This is a genomic window from Rhodococcus sp. SB1D (assembly GCF_048573875.1).
GTDB lineage: Bacteria > Actinomycetota > Actinomycetes > Mycobacteriales > Mycobacteriaceae > Rhodococcus_F > Rhodococcus_F qingshengii.
Map to the genome: position 1 here is coordinate 48,991 of NZ_JBMAIQ010000011.1, position 17,675 is coordinate 66,665.

Annotated in this window: 14 protein-coding genes; 9 read left to right on the forward strand and 5 right to left on the reverse strand. The window is 63.1% G+C overall.

Annotation, left to right across the window (positions count from 1 at the left end):
* The first annotated feature begins 75 nt into the window (after positions 1–75).
* The 5 genes from ACN50D_RS22725 to ACN50D_RS22745 are packed head-to-tail and all read left to right on the forward strand — an operon-like array spanning position 76 to position 8,462.
* Positions 76–648 carry an NUDIX hydrolase gene (locus tag ACN50D_RS22725; RefSeq protein WP_030537486.1) on the forward strand — a complete coding sequence of 191 codons (573 nt, stop codon included), beginning with the start codon at positions 76–78 and terminating at the stop codon, positions 646–648.
* Positions 645–2,999, forward strand: a complete 2,355-nt coding sequence (locus ACN50D_RS22730; protein ID WP_058037556.1) for a DUF6049 family protein — start codon at positions 645–647, stop codon at positions 2,997–2,999. Before ACN50D_RS22725 ends, ACN50D_RS22730 begins: the two co-directional genes overlap by 4 nt.
* Positions 2,996–7,018 carry a lipid II flippase MurJ gene (locus ACN50D_RS22735; protein ID WP_070160919.1) on the forward strand — a complete coding sequence of 1,341 codons (4,023 nt, stop codon included), beginning with the start codon at positions 2,996–2,998 and terminating at the stop codon, positions 7,016–7,018. The genes ACN50D_RS22730 and ACN50D_RS22735 overlap by 4 nt, the downstream gene beginning before the upstream one ends.
* A 47-nt stretch (positions 7,019–7,065) precedes the next feature.
* Complete coding sequence (sigM, locus tag ACN50D_RS22740; RefSeq protein ID WP_007729129.1) at positions 7,066–7,692, forward strand: RNA polymerase sigma factor SigM; 627 nt, start codon at positions 7,066–7,068, stop codon at positions 7,690–7,692.
* 53 nt (positions 7,693–7,745) lie between these two features.
* On the forward strand, positions 7,746–8,462 hold the full coding sequence (locus ACN50D_RS22745; RefSeq protein WP_212634010.1) for a hypothetical protein: 717 nt from the start codon (positions 7,746–7,748) through the stop codon (positions 8,460–8,462).
* 9 nt (positions 8,463–8,471) lie between these two features.
* On the opposite strand, the gene ACN50D_RS22750 is transcribed toward ACN50D_RS22745, so the two are convergent.
* Entirely contained in the window at positions 8,472–9,038 is a 567-nt protein-coding gene (locus tag ACN50D_RS22750) for a helix-turn-helix domain-containing protein (protein WP_003942539.1), read from the reverse strand.
* Between the two features lie 98 nt (positions 9,039–9,136).
* Here ACN50D_RS22750 and nox point away from each other — a divergent pair, with 98 nt between their 5' ends.
* The 4 genes from nox (at position 9,137) to ACN50D_RS22770 (ending at position 13,168) form a co-directional block, all read left to right on the forward strand.
* The gene (gene nox, locus ACN50D_RS22755) at positions 9,137–10,348 is read left to right on the forward strand and encodes a 4,4'-dithiodibutanoate disulfide reductase (protein ID WP_212634011.1); all 1,212 of its coding nucleotides are present in this window, start codon (positions 9,137–9,139) and stop codon (positions 10,346–10,348) included.
* Between the two features lie 131 nt (positions 10,349–10,479).
* The gene (gene trxB, locus ACN50D_RS22760; RefSeq protein WP_063315344.1) at positions 10,480–11,487 is read left to right on the forward strand and encodes a thioredoxin-disulfide reductase; all 1,008 of its coding nucleotides are present in this window, start codon (positions 10,480–10,482) and stop codon (positions 11,485–11,487) included.
* A 38-nt stretch (positions 11,488–11,525) separates the two neighbouring features.
* On the forward strand, positions 11,526–11,849 hold the full coding sequence (gene trxA / locus ACN50D_RS22765) for a thioredoxin (protein WP_003942530.1): 324 nt from the start codon (positions 11,526–11,528) through the stop codon (positions 11,847–11,849).
* A 128-nt stretch (positions 11,850–11,977) separates the two neighbouring features.
* Complete coding sequence (locus ACN50D_RS22770) at positions 11,978–13,168, forward strand: N-acetylmuramoyl-L-alanine amidase (RefSeq protein ID WP_003942558.1); 1,191 nt, start codon at positions 11,978–11,980, stop codon at positions 13,166–13,168.
* Positions 13,169–13,188: 20 nt separating this feature from the next.
* Here ACN50D_RS22770 and ACN50D_RS22775 read toward each other — a convergent pair whose 3' ends face one another.
* From ACN50D_RS22775 to rsmG, 4 genes are all read right to left on the reverse strand, one after another.
* The gene (locus ACN50D_RS22775) at positions 13,189–13,872 is read right to left on the reverse strand and encodes a hypothetical protein (RefSeq protein WP_007729135.1); all 684 of its coding nucleotides are present in this window, start codon (positions 13,870–13,872) and stop codon (positions 13,189–13,191) included.
* 255 nt (positions 13,873–14,127) lie between these two features.
* Positions 14,128–15,168, reverse strand: coding sequence for a ParB/RepB/Spo0J family partition protein (locus ACN50D_RS22780; RefSeq protein ID WP_054188731.1), 1,041 nt, complete (start codon positions 15,166–15,168; stop codon positions 14,128–14,130).
* 1 nt (position 15,169) lies between these two features.
* On the reverse strand, positions 15,170–16,171 hold the full coding sequence (locus tag ACN50D_RS22785; protein WP_003942510.1) for a ParA family protein: 1,002 nt from the start codon (positions 16,169–16,171) through the stop codon (positions 15,170–15,172).
* A gap of 81 nt (positions 16,172–16,252) precedes the next feature.
* A complete protein-coding gene (rsmG, locus tag ACN50D_RS22790; RefSeq protein WP_019746204.1) occupies positions 16,253–16,933 on the reverse strand; it encodes a 16S rRNA (guanine(527)-N(7))-methyltransferase RsmG in 681 nt (226 codons plus the stop codon).
* Positions 16,934–17,675 lie beyond the last annotated feature (742 nt).

Sequence of the window (17,675 nt, forward strand, 5' to 3'; positions counted from 1 at the left end):
ACGCGCATACGAACGCGATAGACCGCTTTGCGCGGGTTACCGGGCAACGCTGCAACGCCAACTAGTATCGATGAGGTGTCTGGTGCCGAACGAACAAACAGGAGTCGCCGCAACCCGCGGCGTCGACCTGCCGTCGGCAACCCCGATAAACCTTTGATGCGAACCGTCCGTGAAACTTCTGCGGGCGGCTTGGTCGTCGACGGCTGGGGAGGACCCCCGGAACGCCTCTGCGCTGCACTGATCGGCCGAACCGACCGCCGCGGACGCCTGCTCTGGTCGCTACCGAAGGGCCATATCGAACAAGGTGAGACCGCTGAGCAGACCGCGATGCGTGAGGTCGAAGAAGAAACCGGTATCCAGGGAACCGTCCTGGCACCGCTGGGTAGCATCGACTACTGGTTCGTGACCGAAGGTCGACGCGTCCACAAGACCGTGCACCACTACCTCCTCCGCTTTCTCGGCGGTGAACTCTCCGACGAGGACATCGAGGTCACCGAAGTCGCCTGGGTGCCGCTGACGGAATTGCACTCGCGCCTCGCATACGCCGACGAGCGCAAACTCGCAGAACTCGCGTCCCAGATGATCGCCGAGATGCCGCGAACGGAAATACGGCAAGAACAGCGCCCGAAGGAACCGGACGCCGGATGAGAATGGCACTGCGGCGGGCCGGTGTGGCCGCTCTGGTGATGGCCGCTGTCGGTTTCGGGCCTGCAACGACGGCCGTCGCATGGGCAGCGCCGTCCAGCCAGCCCAGTGAGCGCGCCCCGGCGCGAAACACCAACGATGCCAAATTTCTGCAGCTGACCATCGACTCCACCGCACCGACCACGGTGACGACCACCAGCGACCGCAACGTCGTGGTCAAGGGGACGGTGAAGAACGTCGGTGACCGTCCCGTCGAGGACGTCGGAGTGAGGCTGCAACGCGCTCCCGCGATCGACTCCAGTTCGGACGTGCGCGCAGCACTCGACTTCGACCAGGCCGTTTTCGACACGGTCGGCGAATTCGACACCGTTGCCACCACCCTTGACACCGGCCAGTCCAAGCAGTTCACGCTCACCTTGCCGTTGCGGAGCACTACCGGGTTGTCTCTCGACATCACCGAACCGGGCGTCTACCCGATGCTCGTCAACGTGAACGGCACCCCGGAGTACGGCGGTGCCGCCCGACTCGACGACGCACGCTTCCTGCTCCCCGTCCTCGGTGTGCCGGCCGCAGCCGAATCGAACGCCACAGCCGGAACCCCCAGTTCGTCCGCCACGGCGGTCGTTCCCCCCGACACGTCCGCCCCGATCGGCGTCACGCTCATGTGGCCGCTGGCCGACGCGCCACGACTCGTCGGCGGAATCCCCGGCGCGGTCAACGAGCCCGTACGCCTGATCGACGACGAACTTGCCACCGAACTTTCCGACGGCGGCCGTCTGGACGCGTTGGTCGATGCGGTGGAGAACGCCACCAAGCCCGAGAGCGATACCGATCGACGCGTCACGGATGCGCTCTGCCTGGCAATCGACCCCGACCTTCTGATCACCGTCGAGAACATGACTCGCGGATACCTCGTGGCCGACAACTCGTCCGACCCCACCGGGCCGTCGCACGAAGGCCGCGGCAGCGACGCCGCCAACCAGTGGCTCGGCCGGGTGAAGACCCTCGCGTCCTCGATGTGCACGACGGCGGTTCCGTTCGCGCAGTCCGATCTCGCCGCGGTCACCTCGGTGGCCAATCCGGAGTTGACGGCTACCGCGCTCACACGGCCGGCGGACATCGTCGACAACATCCTCGGCGTGACCTCACTGCGAGATTTCGTCTGGCCGGATTCGGGTGTCCTCGACTCGGCCACCGCAGAGGTGCTGAGCGTGAATCCCACCACAGCGATGGTGGCTGACACTTCCGTCGACTCGGCAGCTCCGCAGCTGTCGTCGCGGATAACCGGCTCACTCGACGCGCTTGCCTTCGACACCTCGGCGGCAGCAGCGCTGGCCGCCACCGGCTCGGAGCCGCAGGTCCCGTCGTACATCCCCGACGACACCGCGCCGACCATCGACATCGAATCGCGCAGCGCCCGGCGTCAGGACGCGCTGGGGGCGATGGCCTGGGCCGCGCTGACGCCGACGTCGCTGCCGCGCAATCAGATCTTCGCGCCGCCGCAACTGTGGACCGCCGACAGCAACGACGCCACGGCGGTGCTCTCGATGCTCGCGACCCTCATCCGGTCCGGGCTCGCCTCACCTCAGGCCCTGCCGGCACTGCTCGGCAGGCAACCGGGCGCGACGGACGCCGCCACTCTCGACTACCCGGACCGGGCTACCCAGGACGGTCCGCAAACGTCCGTCGTCGAGACCGCAACCACCCAACTTCCGCGTATCGACGGGCTCGAAGCTTCGCTCGTGGACGATCCGGCGGCTTCGCTCACCCCCCGGGGATTCACGGCGCCGCTCCGCGAAGATCTACTCCGTTCGATGACCTTGGCCGATCGCCGCAACGTCGACTCCGCGTCGGTCAATCGGGCGGAGCGGGCCGCGACCATCCGCGCCGACAACGTCACCGAAGCCGTCGACGGGATGTACCGGGCCGTCAGTGTGGTGTCTCCGGGCGGCGTCTACACCCTCGCGTCGGGGCAGAGTCCGCTCCTGCTGGTGGCGCGCAACGAGCTGCCCATCGCCATCAACGTCGACCTGCGTGTGGAAGCCCCACCCGAGATGCAGATCAGTGACATCGGTCCCAAACAGCTTCCGCCGCGAGGTAGCCGACAGTTGACTGTGCCCGCGGAAATGAACGATTCTCGCAAGCTGGAAGTCAACTTCTCGCTGACCACGACAGATGGCCGCCAATTGGGTACGCCGACCAGCGTGACCGTACGGTCGAATGCGTACGGTCGTCCCCTGGCCGCCGTGACGGCGACAGCGGGAGGGTTGCTGCTGTTCCTGGCAGGGCGACGGCTGTGGCATCGATTCAAGGGTCAGCCGGACCCAGCAGATGAAGGGTACGAACGCTCATGACCGGGAATCCACCCGAGGAGGGTCGCCGCTCGGCGATCACCCGCAAGAGTGCCACGACCCGCTCGCATCCTCGGATGCCACCGTGGGAGCGCGGTTACCCGATCCAGCCGGTCAACCCGGACGCACGTTTCGACGACGCACCCACCATGACCATCCCGGTGATCCGCGACTACCCCCGGTACCGCGAAGCCGAGATGGAGTTTGCCGACCGGGCGACGACCACGTCGGACGAGTTCGACACCGACGCCCATGTCCAGGTCGGGGAACGCAAGGAGACGAACTCTCGACTCCTCGCGGCAACGGGTTCCATCGCGATCGCGACGCTGACGAGCCGCATCACGGGATTCGCCAAGCAGTTGATGATCCTGATGGTCCTCGGCCCCGCCATCGCCAGCTCGTTCACCGTCGCCAGCCAGATTCCGAACATGATCGCGGAACTGGTTCTGGGCGCCGTGCTGACCGCCATCGTCGTCCCCGTGCTGGTTCGCGCCGAGCGGGAGGACGCCGATCACGGCGAAGCGTTTGTCCGACGCCTCTTCACGGCGTCGCTCGTTCTACTCGGCATGGCCGCGCTGCTCGCGACCCTGGCAGCACCCGTACTCACCAAATACGTCTTCCTGTCCGAAGACGGCAAGGTCAGCACCGACCTGACCACGGCGCTGTCGTATCTGCTTCTGCCGGCAATCCTGTTCTACGGGCTGTCGGCGCTGTTCACAGCGTTTCTGAACACCAGACAGATCTTCAAGCCCGGAGCCTGGGCTCCCGTACTCAACAATGTCGTCGTCCTCGTGGTGCTCGTGGTCTATCGCCTGACTCCGGGTGAGATCTCGCTTGATCCGGTCTCGATGGGCGATGCAAAGCTGCTCACCCTCGGCATCGGCATCACCATCGGCGTCATCGTGCAGGCAGCCAGCCTGATCCCCGCGCTTCGCCGCGAGAAGATCTCGCTCAAGCCGCTGTGGGGTCTCGACGACCGCCTGCGCCAGTTCGGCGGCATGGCCGTCGCCATCGTCTTGTACGTCCTGATCAGCCAGATGGGCATGATCTTCGCGACCAAGATCTCCTCCCACGCCGACGAAGCCGGCCCTGCCATCTACAGCCAGGCCTGGTTGCTCCTGCAACTCCCGTACGGCGTGCTCGGAGTGACGGTTCTGACGGCGATCATGCCGCGCCTGAGCCGCAACGCTGCTGCCGACGACACCCCGGCCGTCGTGGACGATCTGTCGGTCGCAACGCGTCTGACCATGATCACGCTGGTTCCGATCATCATGTTCCTGACCTTCATGGGTCCGCAGGTCGGTGAAGCGCTCTACGGTTACGGCCGCTTCGGACCCGAACAGGCCGAACGACTCGGCACCGCCGTGAGCTGGTCGGCATTCACGTTGATTCCGTACGCGCTGGTCCTGATCCAACTTCGTGTGTTCTACGCCCGCGAACAAGCCTGGACGCCGACGTGGATCGTTCTCGGCATCACTGCAGTGAAAATCGCTTTCTCGGCGCTCGCTCCGGTCTTCGCATCCAACAGCGATCAGGTCGTGATCCTGCTCGGTGCGGCCAACGGTCTCGGATACATCACCGGCGCCGTCATCGGCGGGTACCTCCTGCACCGCAGCCTCGGAAACCTGCAGATGGCCAACGTGGGCAAGACAGTCTGGTCCGTCGTACTCGCCTCGCTGGCCGGTTCGCTGACCATGCTCGCGGTCGACCGCGTCCTCGGATTCGATCAACTCACCGAGCGTTTCGGCGGACCTGGCTCGATGGTTCGCGTCGCCGTCGGCGGCATCCTGATGCTCGCGATCACCTTCACGATTCTCTACTTCAAGAAGGTTCCGGAAGTCCTGTCGGTAACGGTTGCGGTCTCCCGCAAGATTCGTTCACTGACAGGTCGCGCCGAACCGTACACACGTAACAACACCGACGACGACGTCACTGAGCTGATTCCTGCAATCAGAACGGAATCAAACGAGCAAGAACGACCGGGTGCGCTCCCGTACCCTGGTCGTGGGCGTACAGGATCGCAACCCGCGCGTATTCGGGGACGGGCTATCGATGGAGAAGGAGCGAGGGTGAGCGACGACAACGTTTCCGGCAACAAGAGTGCCGGGACTTCTGCCGTGAAAGCGTCCGAACAGAAGTCAACGGCATCGTCGGGCACACCTGCATCCACGAGTTCCTCCGCATCTTCCGGCCAGAAGCCACAGCAGGGTCAGAAGCCACAGCAGCCCGCACAGCGACCGCAGCAGGGCCAAAGCCCGCAGGGTCAGAAGCCGCAGCCGCCGGTGCAGAAGGCCGCTCCGCCGGTACCTCCGGTCAGTGTGTCCAAGACACCTTCGGCGCCCGTGTCGAAGACACCTTCAGCACCTGTCTCGAAGACACCCGCGCCGAAGACGCCTGCTCCGGACAAGAAGGCACCCGAATCTCAGAAGACGGCTGCCGCTCAGACACCACCGCCCGCTGCACCTCGCACACCTTCCGCCGGATCCGCATCACGACCGGCCCAGCGACCGATGCCACGTGGACCCAAGCTCATCCCCGGCGCATCTGTCGCCGGCGGACGCTACCGTCTGCTCGCGCCGCACGGCGGAACCCGCGGACTGCAGTTCTGGGAAGCTCTCGACGTCAAGCTCGACCGTGAAGTAGCCCTGACGTTCGTCGACGCCGATCAGCGCGGTGACGACGACAGCCAGTCCGGACCGCAGGCAGTTCTCTCACGCACTCTGCGCCTGGGACGAATCAACTCGCCCGGTCTGGCTCGCGTCCTCGACGTCGTCCGCGGAAGCTCGGGCGGCATCGTCGTCGCCGAATGGACTCCCGGCCGCTCGCTGCGTGAGATGGCCGAGACGACGCCGTCGCCGATCGGTGCAGCCCGCGCCATCCGCGCCCTCGCGGCGGCTGCCGAAGCTGCTCACCGCACCGGCGGTGCGCTGTCCATCGATCACCCGGACCGCGTTCGCATCAGCATCAACGGTGACGCCGTACTGGCGTTCCCGGCGACGCTTGCCGACGCCGATTCCACCAGCGACGTCCGCGGTCTCGGCGCCATGCTGTACTCGCTCATCACGGCGCGCTGGCCGCTCGCCGATCCGTCCGCCGGTCCCGTCGGTGGTTTGCTTCCCGCCGGCCGCGGCGCCGACGGGAACATCGTCGAGCCTCGGGTCGTCCGTCCGGAGGTTCCGTTCGACATCTCGGCCGTTGCGGTTCGAGCGTTGCAGTCGGAGAGTGGAATCCGCACTGCTGCCACCGTGCAGCACATCCTCGATCAGGCGTCCGTCGTCAACGACAAGACGGAAATGATTCCGGCACTTCGTCTCGGCCACCGCGAACAGGGTGCGTCGGGTCATGCACTGAACGACCCCGAAGCCATCGAGGCCGAGAAGAAGAAGTCGACGCGGATGCTCGCGGCACTGACGGCGCTCGGTGTCTTCACCGTGATCGTCCTGATTCTCCTTGTGGTGTGGGTAGCGAGCTTCCTCTCGGGTGGCAGTAACGACACCCCGCTCAGCGAGCAGAGTTTCGGACTGACCACCGAAGCCACTGCGCCCGAGAACAATTCACCGGCGCCCGCACCGGCGGCAGCAACCGTTCCGGTAGCTTCCTCGGCCGTAACGGTGTTCTCGCCCCAGGGAACGCCGGATCAGCCGGCAACAGCGAAGAACGCCATCGACGGCAATCCGGCCACCGCATGGTCGTCGGATTCGTACTTCCAGCCGTTCCCGTCGCTGAAGAACGGTGTCGGCCTGATGGTGACGCTTGCCGATGCCGCCAACCTGAAGAACGTTGCGATCACGTCTGATTCGCCGGGAACCGTCGTTGAAATCCGTTCTTCCCCTTCTGCGAATACTTCGCTGGATCAGACCAAGGAAATCGGATCGGGTGTCCTGAAGAACGGCGTGACCGACATTCCAGTCACGTCGGACGGCTCGGGTCAGTATGTCCTGGTTTGGATTACGCAGCTCAGCACCGAATCCGGACAAAACCAGACATCCATCTCGGAGATTGCATTCACTGCTGCAAAGTGATCGCCCTTGGCCCTTCTGAAACCTACCGACTGGGCTAATATCCGCCCGTGCACAGTTATCGGGGGGGCACCGGGGGCGGAGCCGGAAAATTCGAATCCAGAAGTTTCGAGAACAAGAATCTCGAGGCGACGGATTTCGAATTGTTGACTGCTCATGTCGAGGGCGATCGGCATGCGTTCCGTGAACTACTGACCAGGCATCAGGATCATCTATGGCACGTTGCCCGGCGTACGAGCTACTCGGACGAGGACGCGGCCGACGCGCTCCAGGAGGGTCTGCTGTCCGCGCATCGCAAGGCAGCGAAGTTCCGCGGCGACGCGGCGGTGCGTAGTTGGCTCCACACCATCGTGGTCAATGCCTGCCTCGACCGGATCCGACGCAACAAATCACGGGCGGCGTTCTCTCTGTCTTCGGAGAACGCGGAGGAACCCCGCGATCACCGCGACTATGCGGCGACAGTGGACATGAGCCTGACCGTCGAACAGGCACTGGCATCGCTGCCGCCTGAGCAGCGTGCTGCCGTCGTCGCCGTCGATGTCGAGGGGTATCCGGTAGCCGAGGCCGCCGAGAGGTTGGGAGTGCCCGTAGGGACCGTGAAGAGTCGCTGCGCCCGCGCGCGCAAGCGTCTTGCCGCCCAGTTGGAGGACTTTCGCGAAGGCGGGAACCATTCGTGAACCGGCCGCGTCCTATCTTGTAAGGGTCCGCATCGACTGCCGAGGGAGGGTTCATGACAGATCCGTCTGTTCGCGTTCCGTCGCCTCCGTTTTCAGAAGACCTACTCGCAGATCTTCACGCCGGGGTTCTCGATTCCGAAACCAGTGCGGCTCTGTGGCCGGTGGTACACGCAGATCCTGACGCCCATGCATTTGTCACCGCCCTTGACGGCGTCACGGCATCACTCGCGACACTGAACTCGAGCAAGGCCACTCACGAACGGATTCCGAATTCGCTTGCCGAGCGAATCAATTCGGCACTGGATCGACAGTCAGAACAGCTGGAGCCGCCAGCTGAGGCAGCTGTCGTGCCGTTCCGGCGGCGCCCACAAGCGTGGGTTCTCGGTGCCGCAGCAGCCGTGTTGGTAGCCTTCGTGATCGTTGTTATCGGAACCCGAGATTCCGAACCCGCCGAAAGTGTTGTCGCTCAACCGAGCACACCGGCGACGTCTGCTGTCGACGATCCGGATTCGGCGTCTCTGCTCTCACTCGTCGGATCCAAAAACCTTGGACCACTGGATGATCCATCCAAACTTGCCGGATGCCTACGCGCCAACGGCATCGACGAGGGCCGGCCTTTGCTCGGTTCCGGCGAGATTCGCATCGACGGGGCGCCGGCGATAGTCCTACTCTTCACGGGATCGCAGCCGCGTCAGATCACTGCACTGACTGTCGGCATCAACTGCAGCGACGGGAATCCGAATACGTTGTCGGTCAAGAACATCGGCTGACGTCGACGGTCAGCGCGGCGATGCCGCCGGGAGTAAGAGCTCGAGGATTCTTTCGCGTAGCGCATCTGTATCGTCCTCGACCGCTATCAGACTCGAAAACATCGCTGCCCCGGCCGCCAGAACCAGCACGGCCTTGGCATCGAGCAGTGCCGATTCAGGATCTTCGGCGTTCTGAAGGAACAGTTGCGTACTCGGTCCACTGAACCCGCGCCACAATTCGTTGCGCAGGTCGTCGTGGTCGCGCAGGGCCGCCAGCAATCCTGGCGACGCGGCGCGAACCTCGGGACGGGAGAAGAGCTGAGCACTTCCCTCCACCACCCAACGGATCCAGCCGTCGCGATCGGTGCCCTCGAACGGTGTCAGGTCCGGTGTCGCCCCCAGGATCGACCCGAGAACAAGATGTGCCTTCGACGGCCATCGCCGCGACATCGAGGCTCGGCTGACTCCTGCCCGTGCCGCGATCGCCCGGAGACTGAGTTGATCCCAACCGACCTCGAGGAGCATCGCTCGGGTGACCTCGAGGACTGTGTCGTCGATGCGTGGGTCTCGTGGGCGACCTGATCCTGTGGCATTCATCGTGTCGAATTGTCGGACAGATTGGGAGTAGGCGCTATATCGTCGTAGTTACGAGTCCACTGGCATCGTAAAGATCAGGCCGCCGCAGGAAGTTGAAAATGACCACAGCGCCCACACCGTCGATATTCGAACCCGCACGTCTCGGCCCTCTGACCTTGCGCAACCGCATCGTCAAAGCTGCAACGTTCGAGGGCGTCATGCCCCGGGGAGCGGTCTCGGACGATCTGATCAACTTCCACGCCGAGGTGGCCCGCGGCGGGGCCGCGATGACCACTGTCGCCTATTGCGCCGTCTCACCAGGTGGACGAGTCCACCGCGACACCCTTGTCATGGACGAGCGCGCGCTGCCGGGACTACGCAGACTGACCGACGCCGTCCACGCCGAAGGCGCACTTGCTGCGGCGCAGATCGGCCACGCTGGACTGGTCGCCAACACGCTCTCCAACAAGACGAAGACTCTGGCGCCGTCGACCCGGCTGAGTCCGCCCGCGATGGGCCTCGTCAAGGGCGCGACACTCGCCGAACTCGACGGTGTCGTCTCCGACTTCGAACGGACCGCTCGCGTCGCCGTGGACGCAGGATTCGACGCCATCGAGGTCCATCTCGGCCACAACTACCTCCTCAGTTCGTTCATGAGCCCCAATCTGAACAAGCGCCACGATCGATACGGTGGCAGCGTCGCCAAGCGCGCCGAGTATCCGCGTCGAGTCGTCGAAGCGGTGCGACGGGCCGCTGGATCCAGCGTGGCGGTCACCGCGAAATTCAACATGTCCGATGGGGTGCCGAAAGGTCTGTGGCTCGACCAGAGCCTGCCGATCGCCCAGATCCTCGAAGCCGACGGCCACCTCGACGCGATGCAATTGACCGGTGGCAGTTCACTTCTCAACGGAATGTACTTCTTCCGTGGCGAGGTCCCACTGGCTGAGTTTGTCGCCTCCCAACCCAAACTCGTCGGGTACGGGCTGAAGTTCTACGGTCCCAAACTCTTTCCGACGTACCCGTTCGAGGAGGGCTTCTTCCTGCCCTTCGCCCGTCAGTTCCGACAGGCGCTGAGGATGCCACTGATCATGCTCGGCGGCATCAACCGCGTCGACACCATCGAGCACGCACTGGATGAAGGATTCGAATTCGTCGCCATGGCGCGTGCGCTCCTCAGGGACCCACAACTGGTCAACAAATTCCAAGCCGAGAGCGTCGACGAGGGGTTGTGTATCCACTGCAACAAGTGCATGCCCACCATCTACACCGGCACGCGCTGTGTGGTTCGGGACGCGCTGGTGGTTCGGGAGGCACCGCGCCCCGCCCAGTGAGTCCCGCGCTGTGAGCTGCCGGCTGTGAGCCACTTTCCAGCGGAGTGCGGGAACAACACCCCTTATCCTGGTGTTGATCGGTACGGCTCTCCAAGAAGCGGAGGGTCTGCACTCACTATTGGAAGGCTCGCATGACCACCCAGCTGGAAAACACGCCCGCGGTCCATGACGTCATCATTGTCGGTTCCGGACCGGCCGGATACACCGCTGGTGTCTACACCGCGCGCGCTGAGCTCCAGCCCCTGCTGTTCGAGGGAACCCAGTTCGGTGGCGCCCTCATGACCACCACCGAGGTCGAGAACTTCCCCGGATTCCGCGAAGGAATCATGGGCCCCGACCTGATGGAACAGATGCGTGAGCAGGCACTTCGCTTCGATACCGACATCCGCACCGAGGACGTCGAAGAGATCGATCTCAGCGGCCCGATCAAGACGGTCGTCGCGAACGGCGAAACGTACGCCGCGCACGCGATCATCCTCGCCATGGGCGCGGCAGCCCGTTACCTCGGCATTCCCGGTGAAGAACGCCTCCTCGGCCGCGGCGTCAGCGCCTGCGCCACCTGCGACGGCTTCTTCTTCCGTGACCAGGACATCGTCGTGGTCGGCGGCGGCGACTCCGCGATGGAAGAGGCAACCTTCCTGACCCGCTTCGCTCGCTCGGTCACCCTGGTGCACCGCCGCGAGGAATTCCGCGCCTCACGGATCATGCTCGAGCGCGCCAAGGCCAACGAGAAGATCCGCTTCCTGACCAACGCGGAGCCCGTCGAGGTCCTCGGCGAGAACAGCGTCACCGGGCTCGTCGTTCGTGACACCGTCACGGGTGAGACCTCCACACTCGAGATCACCGGCATGTTCGTCGCCATCGGCCACGACCCGCGCAGTGAGCTCGTCAAGAGCCAGGTCGATCTCGACGACGCCGGATACGTGCGCGTCGCTCCCGGTTCCACCGCGACCTCCGTCGACGGCGTCTTCGCTGCCGGTGACCTGGTCGATCACACGTACCGCCAGGCGATCACCGCTGCCGGCACCGGATGCTCCGCAGCAATCGACGCCGAACGCTGGCTGGCCGATCGTGGCGACATCACTGCCAACACGCTCGACGCTGCCGGCCATACGGTCGACGTCGTCGGCGCTCCCTGATTCATCAAGCTGTCGTACCCAACCCTCGAGGAGTAACAGTGTCGAATACCGTCACCATCACCGACGATTCCTTCAAGCAGGACGTCCTGGGCAGCGACAAGCCCGTTCTGGTCGATTTCTGGGCAACCTGGTGCGGCCCGTGCAAGATGGTCGCCCCGGTCCTCGAGGAGATCGCCGGTGAGAACAGCGAGAAGCTGACCGTCGCGAAGCTCGACATCGACGCCAACCCGGCGGCCGCCCGCGATTTCCAGGTCATGTCGATCCCGACGATGATCCTGTTCAAGGACGGCAAGCCGATCAAGACGATCGTCGGCGCCAAGGGCAAGGCCGCACTGCTCAAGGACCTCGCAGACGTTCTCTGACGGCTGGATGAGCATCGTGGATTCTCGCAATCCACAGAATTTCTGAGATAATCGATCGATGTGCCTGATCGGGTCTACGACCAGGCACATCGATCGAATTCGTTAACCGATCCGAGAGGCTTTCACGCATGCACAGACTCCGACACGGCGATCACGGCCCGGCCGTCGCCGAGATTCGGGGCACATTGACGAAGCTGGGATACCTCCATCACGGAACTTCCGGTATTCGACGTGAAAGCGCCGACGGTGCCCACTGGGTTGCACCCGACGCCATCTTCGATCATCAACTCGACAGCGCCGTTCGCGCCTTCCAGCAGCAGCGTGGGCTCCTTGTCGACGGCATCGTGGGCCCGGCCACCTATCGGTCACTTCGCGAGGCCTCGTACCGCCTGGGCGCCCGTACGTTGATTTACCAGCTTTCTGCGCCGCTGTACGGCGACGACGTCGCAGCTCTGCAGGCCAAACTGCAGGACCTCGGCTTCTACGCAGGTCGGGTCGACGGTTTCTTCGGCCCGCAGACCCACGAATCTCTCTCGTCTTTCCAGCGTGAAATCGGGATCGCCGCCGACGGTATCTGCGGACCGCAGACACTGCGTTCGCTGGAACTGCTGGGAACTCGCGTCACCGGCGGATCGCCGCACGCGATCAGCGAAGAGGAGCTGGTGAGGCGCAAGGGCCCACAGCTGGGCGGCAAGCGCATCGTCATCGATCCAGGCCTCGGTGGTCCGTCCACCGGCACCATCGTCAACGGCATCTCCGAAGCCGACATCCTGTGGGATCTGGCTATGCGCCTCGAGGGGCGGATGGCAGCAACCGGGATGGAAACCTTCCTCTCCCGCCCGCACAACGCCGATCCGAGCGAGGCCGAGCGCGCGCTGACGTCCAACGCATTCGACGCCGATCTGATGATCTCCCTGCGCTGCGACAGCAACTCGAGCCCGTCGGCGAACGGCGTCGCGAGCTTCCACTTCGGAAATTCGCACGGTTCGGTCTCGATGATCGGGCAGGTGTTGACCGGTTTCGTTCAGCGCGAGATCGTTGCGCGAACTCCGTTGCGGGACTGCAGAACTCACGGTCGAACGTGGGAGTTGTTGCGCCTGACCAACATGCCGACGGTGCAGATCGATCTCGGCTACCTGTCCAACGCGTCCGACGTTGCGGTACTGACGAATCCGCGGATGCGTGACACCATCGCCGAAGCCATTTTGATCTCGGTCAAGCGGCTGTATCTGTTGGGCCAAGATGATCAGCCGACCGGTACCTTCACCTTCGCCGAGCTTCTCGCAGAAGAGCTTTCGGTAGCCGACCGCATTTCGTAGGTCCTGCGGTCGGCACCTGCTCACACTCTGGCGAGTTCGCTGATCTCCACCATCTCGAGAGCTGCGGCCTTCAGTAGACGGTCGAGGGCTTCTTCGACGTCGACTTTCCATTCGTGATCTCGATTGAGTTCGAGACGAAGGCGCGGATAACGATGGTGCGGTGCCACGACCTCGAAACCGTAATCCTCGAGGAACTCGGCACTGATCATGCATTCCGCGGGTGAACATTCCAGAGCAGCAGTTGCACTGGCCACGTCGGAAGCAGGTCCCAAGTCGTCGCTACGGATACCGAATGCCTCGAGCGCACGAACTCCTCGTCGGACCAGATCTGTCACGACAGCGGCCAGCAGGCTCGGCCCTAGTTCTTCCTCTATGCCCGAGGGCTCGAGGCGAAGGCTTGTCAGAAGCACTGCGTCCGAGCTGACCGGGCTGGTGGGAAACAGTTGCGCGCGCGGGATCATGCGGGGAGGGGCGTACAACGCACTGCCGAGCGGCTTTCCGTCGCGGACGGCGACCTGTCCGCACGAACCCCACTCGAGCATGACCATCGACAGCCAGGCTTCCTTCTCGAATTCCTGATCACAGAATCCTCGGGCGTCATGAAGCGCGCCCGGGTCCATCTCCCAGAACACGCATCGGCGCGCATGGGCGGAAAGCTGATCGAGGCTGTCGAGTGTGAGAGAGGTGATGACGTGAGTCGACACTGACTAACTCACTCTCCGTAGGTCCCCGAAGCGGTTTTGATGCTCGCCCGCCGCTTTTCTCTTCTCCAGGATAGGCCAGCTACGACATGTCGGCAGTGGCACGAGAGTTGATCGCCCTAATGTATTGCTGTTCAACATCTTTCGTCCCGCTTCAAGATTTCGAGAAGCTCGGACCACCTAGATTTGTCACAGTGACGAAAATAGGTGGTGTGCCCGGTCATCATGATTACGTCACCAAACGGGCATCCGAGTTCTCTACTTGGATTTCTGTGCTTCCATCATTCCGACGATGCGTTGTAGGTCGTCGACCGAGCCGAATTCGACCACAATCTTTCCCTTCCGCTTGCCCAGACTGACAGTCACCCGAGTGTCGAACGAGTCCGACAACCGCTCGGCCACATCCTGCAGACCCGGCATCACGATGGGCTTGCGCTTCTGTGGGGGAGCGATCTCATTATCCGCCCGGTTGGCCAGAGTGACTGCTTCCTCCGTCGCGCGAACAGACATTCCTTCCGCGACGATGCGCGCCGCCATGACCTCCTGAGCGTCGGCACCCGCCTCGAGGGACAGCAGTGCGCGAGCATGGCCGGCCGAAAGTACACCGGCCGCAACGCGACGCTGAACCGCCACCGGCAGCTTCAGCAGACGAATCATGTTGGTCACGACGGGACGCGAACGTCCGATCCGATTGGCCAATTCTTCGTGGGTGACTTCGAACTCCTCGAGCAGCTGCTGATACGCCGCTGCCTCCTCGAGGGGGTTCAACTGAACTCGATGGATGTTCTCGAGGAGCGCGTCGCGCAGCATCGAGTCGTCATCTGTTTCACGAATGATCGCCGGAATCTTCTCCAGCCCGGCTTCCTGGCTCGCGCGCCAGCGACGCTCACCCATGACAAGTTGGTACTTGTCACCGTGACGACGGACCACGATCGGCTGCATCAAGCCGAACTCGCGGATCGAGTGAACCAACTCCGCGAGTGCTTCCTCGTCGAAAACGCTGCGAGGCTGCTTCGGGTTCGTCTCGATCAGGCTCGGTTCGATCTCGAGATAGACCGCGCCGGTCGGCTCGAGTTCGGTCTCCGGCTCAGCTTCCACCGGAGCCTTCGCAGCCGACGCCTTGGTGGCTTTCGGCGTTTTCGGGGCCGCCTTGGTCGGTGGGGGAGGGGAGGGGTTGCGCTTGTCGACGCCGATTACGACGTCCGCTGCAGCCGATCCCAGACCCGGCGCCGTGGCCGGCCCAGTGGGGATGAGAGCAGCCAAGCCGCGGCCCAATCCACCTTTGCGTGCTTGACTCATCTCACTGCTCCTGGGTCGTCGTGGTGGCAGAGCGGGCGGCAAGTTCACGGCCGGCGTCGAGGTAACTCATGGCGCCACGCGAACCCGGGTCGTAGTCGAGAACTGTCATCCCGTATCCGGGAGCCTCGGACACCTTCACGCTGCGCGGAATCACAGCTCGCAGAACGGCCTCACCGAAGTGCTTGCGTACTTCTTCGGCGACCTGGTCGGCCAGCTTGGTGCGCCCGTCGTACATCGTCAGAAGGACGGTGGAGACATGCAGATCCGGGTTGAGATGAGCCTGGACGAGTTCGATGTTGCGGAGCAACTGACCGACCCCCTCGAGGGCGTAGTACTCGCACTGGATCGGGATCAGAACTTCCTTGGCAGCGACCATCGCGTTGACGGTCAGCAGTCCCAGCGAGGGCGGGCAGTCGATGAGGACGAAGTCGACGTCAAGCTCTGCGAGCACCTTGTCGTTGAGCGCGCCTTTGAGTCGATTCTCGCGGGCAACCATGGAGACCAATTCGATCTCGGCGCCCGCCAGATCGATCGTTGCCGGGATGCAGAGAAGGCGCTCACTGTGCGGGCTGGTCTGGATCGCCTCCGGGGCCTTCACTTCGCCTATGAGCAGCTCGTAGCTCGACGGGGTGCCCGAGGTATGGACGACGCCCAGAGCGGTGCTGGCGTTGCCCTGAGGGTCCAAATCGACCACAAGGACAGTGAGCCCTTGAAGAGCGAGCGCCGACGCAAGGTTCACCGTGGTCGTCGTCTTGCCGACGCCACCCTTCTGGTTCGCGATGGTGATCACGCGGCGGAACGCCGGCTTCGGCAGCGTCACCGAATGGGGATGAAGCACTTGGCTCGCTCGATGCGCGGCCGCCCCGATGGGGGTCTCCTCCGAGGAGATCGCCGCGTAGGGGGCGGTGAAATTGTCGTCGTCGTTGACGATCTGATCCGCACCCGCACTCGTGTGCTGCTTCGGTGTTTCACGTGAAACGGCGGATTCAGATCGACCCGACATTGACTGCTCCTTCGATTGGGAATCGATCACTAGGTGCTCTCATCATCTGTACATTGCTCTCGATTGCATGCGTGTAAATCATCAACGCTGGCGGCGCTTCGGGAGACGTTCGGCCTTCACCACAACAGTGGGGGTGCGGAGAATCTTGGCTCCGCATTCGAGTATTTCCAACTTACCTGCGCCCAACTTGGTGAGCGCCGTACGGTCTCGCTCGATCTCCTCGGCGGCGCTCGAACCCTTGAGTGCCAACATCCGGCCGTGCTCGTGAATGAGTGGGAGGGACCAACGTGCGAGCTTCTCGAGAGGCGCCACAGCTCGCGAGGTGACTACATCCGCGCCGCCCGCTTCCTTCACAACACCCGATTCCTCGGCTCGCCCTCGGACAACCAATACGTCCAATCCGTTGGACTCGATGAACTCCGCGAGGTACACCGAGCGTCGAAGCAACGGTTCGACCAGAGTCACCTTCAAGTCCGGGCGGGCGATTGCGAGAGGGATACCGGGTAGGCCGGCGCCGCTTCCAACGTCCACAACCGACTCGCCTTCGGCAATCAACTCACCGATGACGGCGCAATTGAGAAGGTGACGCTCCCACAGTCGAGGGACTTCACGGGGACCAATGAGCCCGCGCTCGACACCATCCGTCGCCAGGGATTGGTAATACCGTTCCGCGATCTCATATCTGTCACCGAACACTGCGCGCGCAGTCTCTTGTTCGTCCCAGTCAACCGACGCCGCACCATTCTGTTCCACGTGAAACATCCTCCCGCGTAAACCGCGAAATCAACAATCAAGACCGAAATCATTATCCGCTCTGGAGCCGACATGTGTTCGCTTCTGCACACCGACTCGCTGTGAGTCTGCCGACTCGTTCATTCTTTGGGAAGTATTCGGCCCAAAAATTCAAGCGGGGGAGGGGAGGGGTTCACGTTCCACGTGAAACATTGCGCTGAAAAATCTTCCAATTCTGACGCGTTTCACGTGAAACATAGCCGGGCAATCGAATGCAGATAGGAGCGCAATTCTTAGTATCATCACAGTGACGAAACTGCCATGGGTAGTTACATGGATGGAATTCTGACCCAAAAAGACCAATTTTCGATGAAAAAGTCGTTGCAAAAGATAGCCGACGTCGGACTGCAGAACGGACTCGGTCAGTCAGATCCTCTCTGTAGGTCGACTCGGAAAACAGACTTCGATTCCAGATCTCGGACAGCTTCGGTATCTCATCGCCGGTTGTTGCGAGCCATATATCCGTCGGCTTGACACTCCTGTTGCGGGACGCCGGAGGCTTGGCATCACAAACCGCGAATCCAAGGAGCTTCGCATCACAGGATGCGCATGGCGAGTTCGCCTTCGATGTGGATACCGGTGTCGGCGGGAAGATCAAAGTCGAGCAGGGGACCTGCCCGATGCGCAGGATGAATTCCTGCGCCTGGACTCGAAAGCGCTGCAGGCTCTGCGCGATTAAGATCCGCGCTTGGTGCAGGAGTTGTTGGACGGC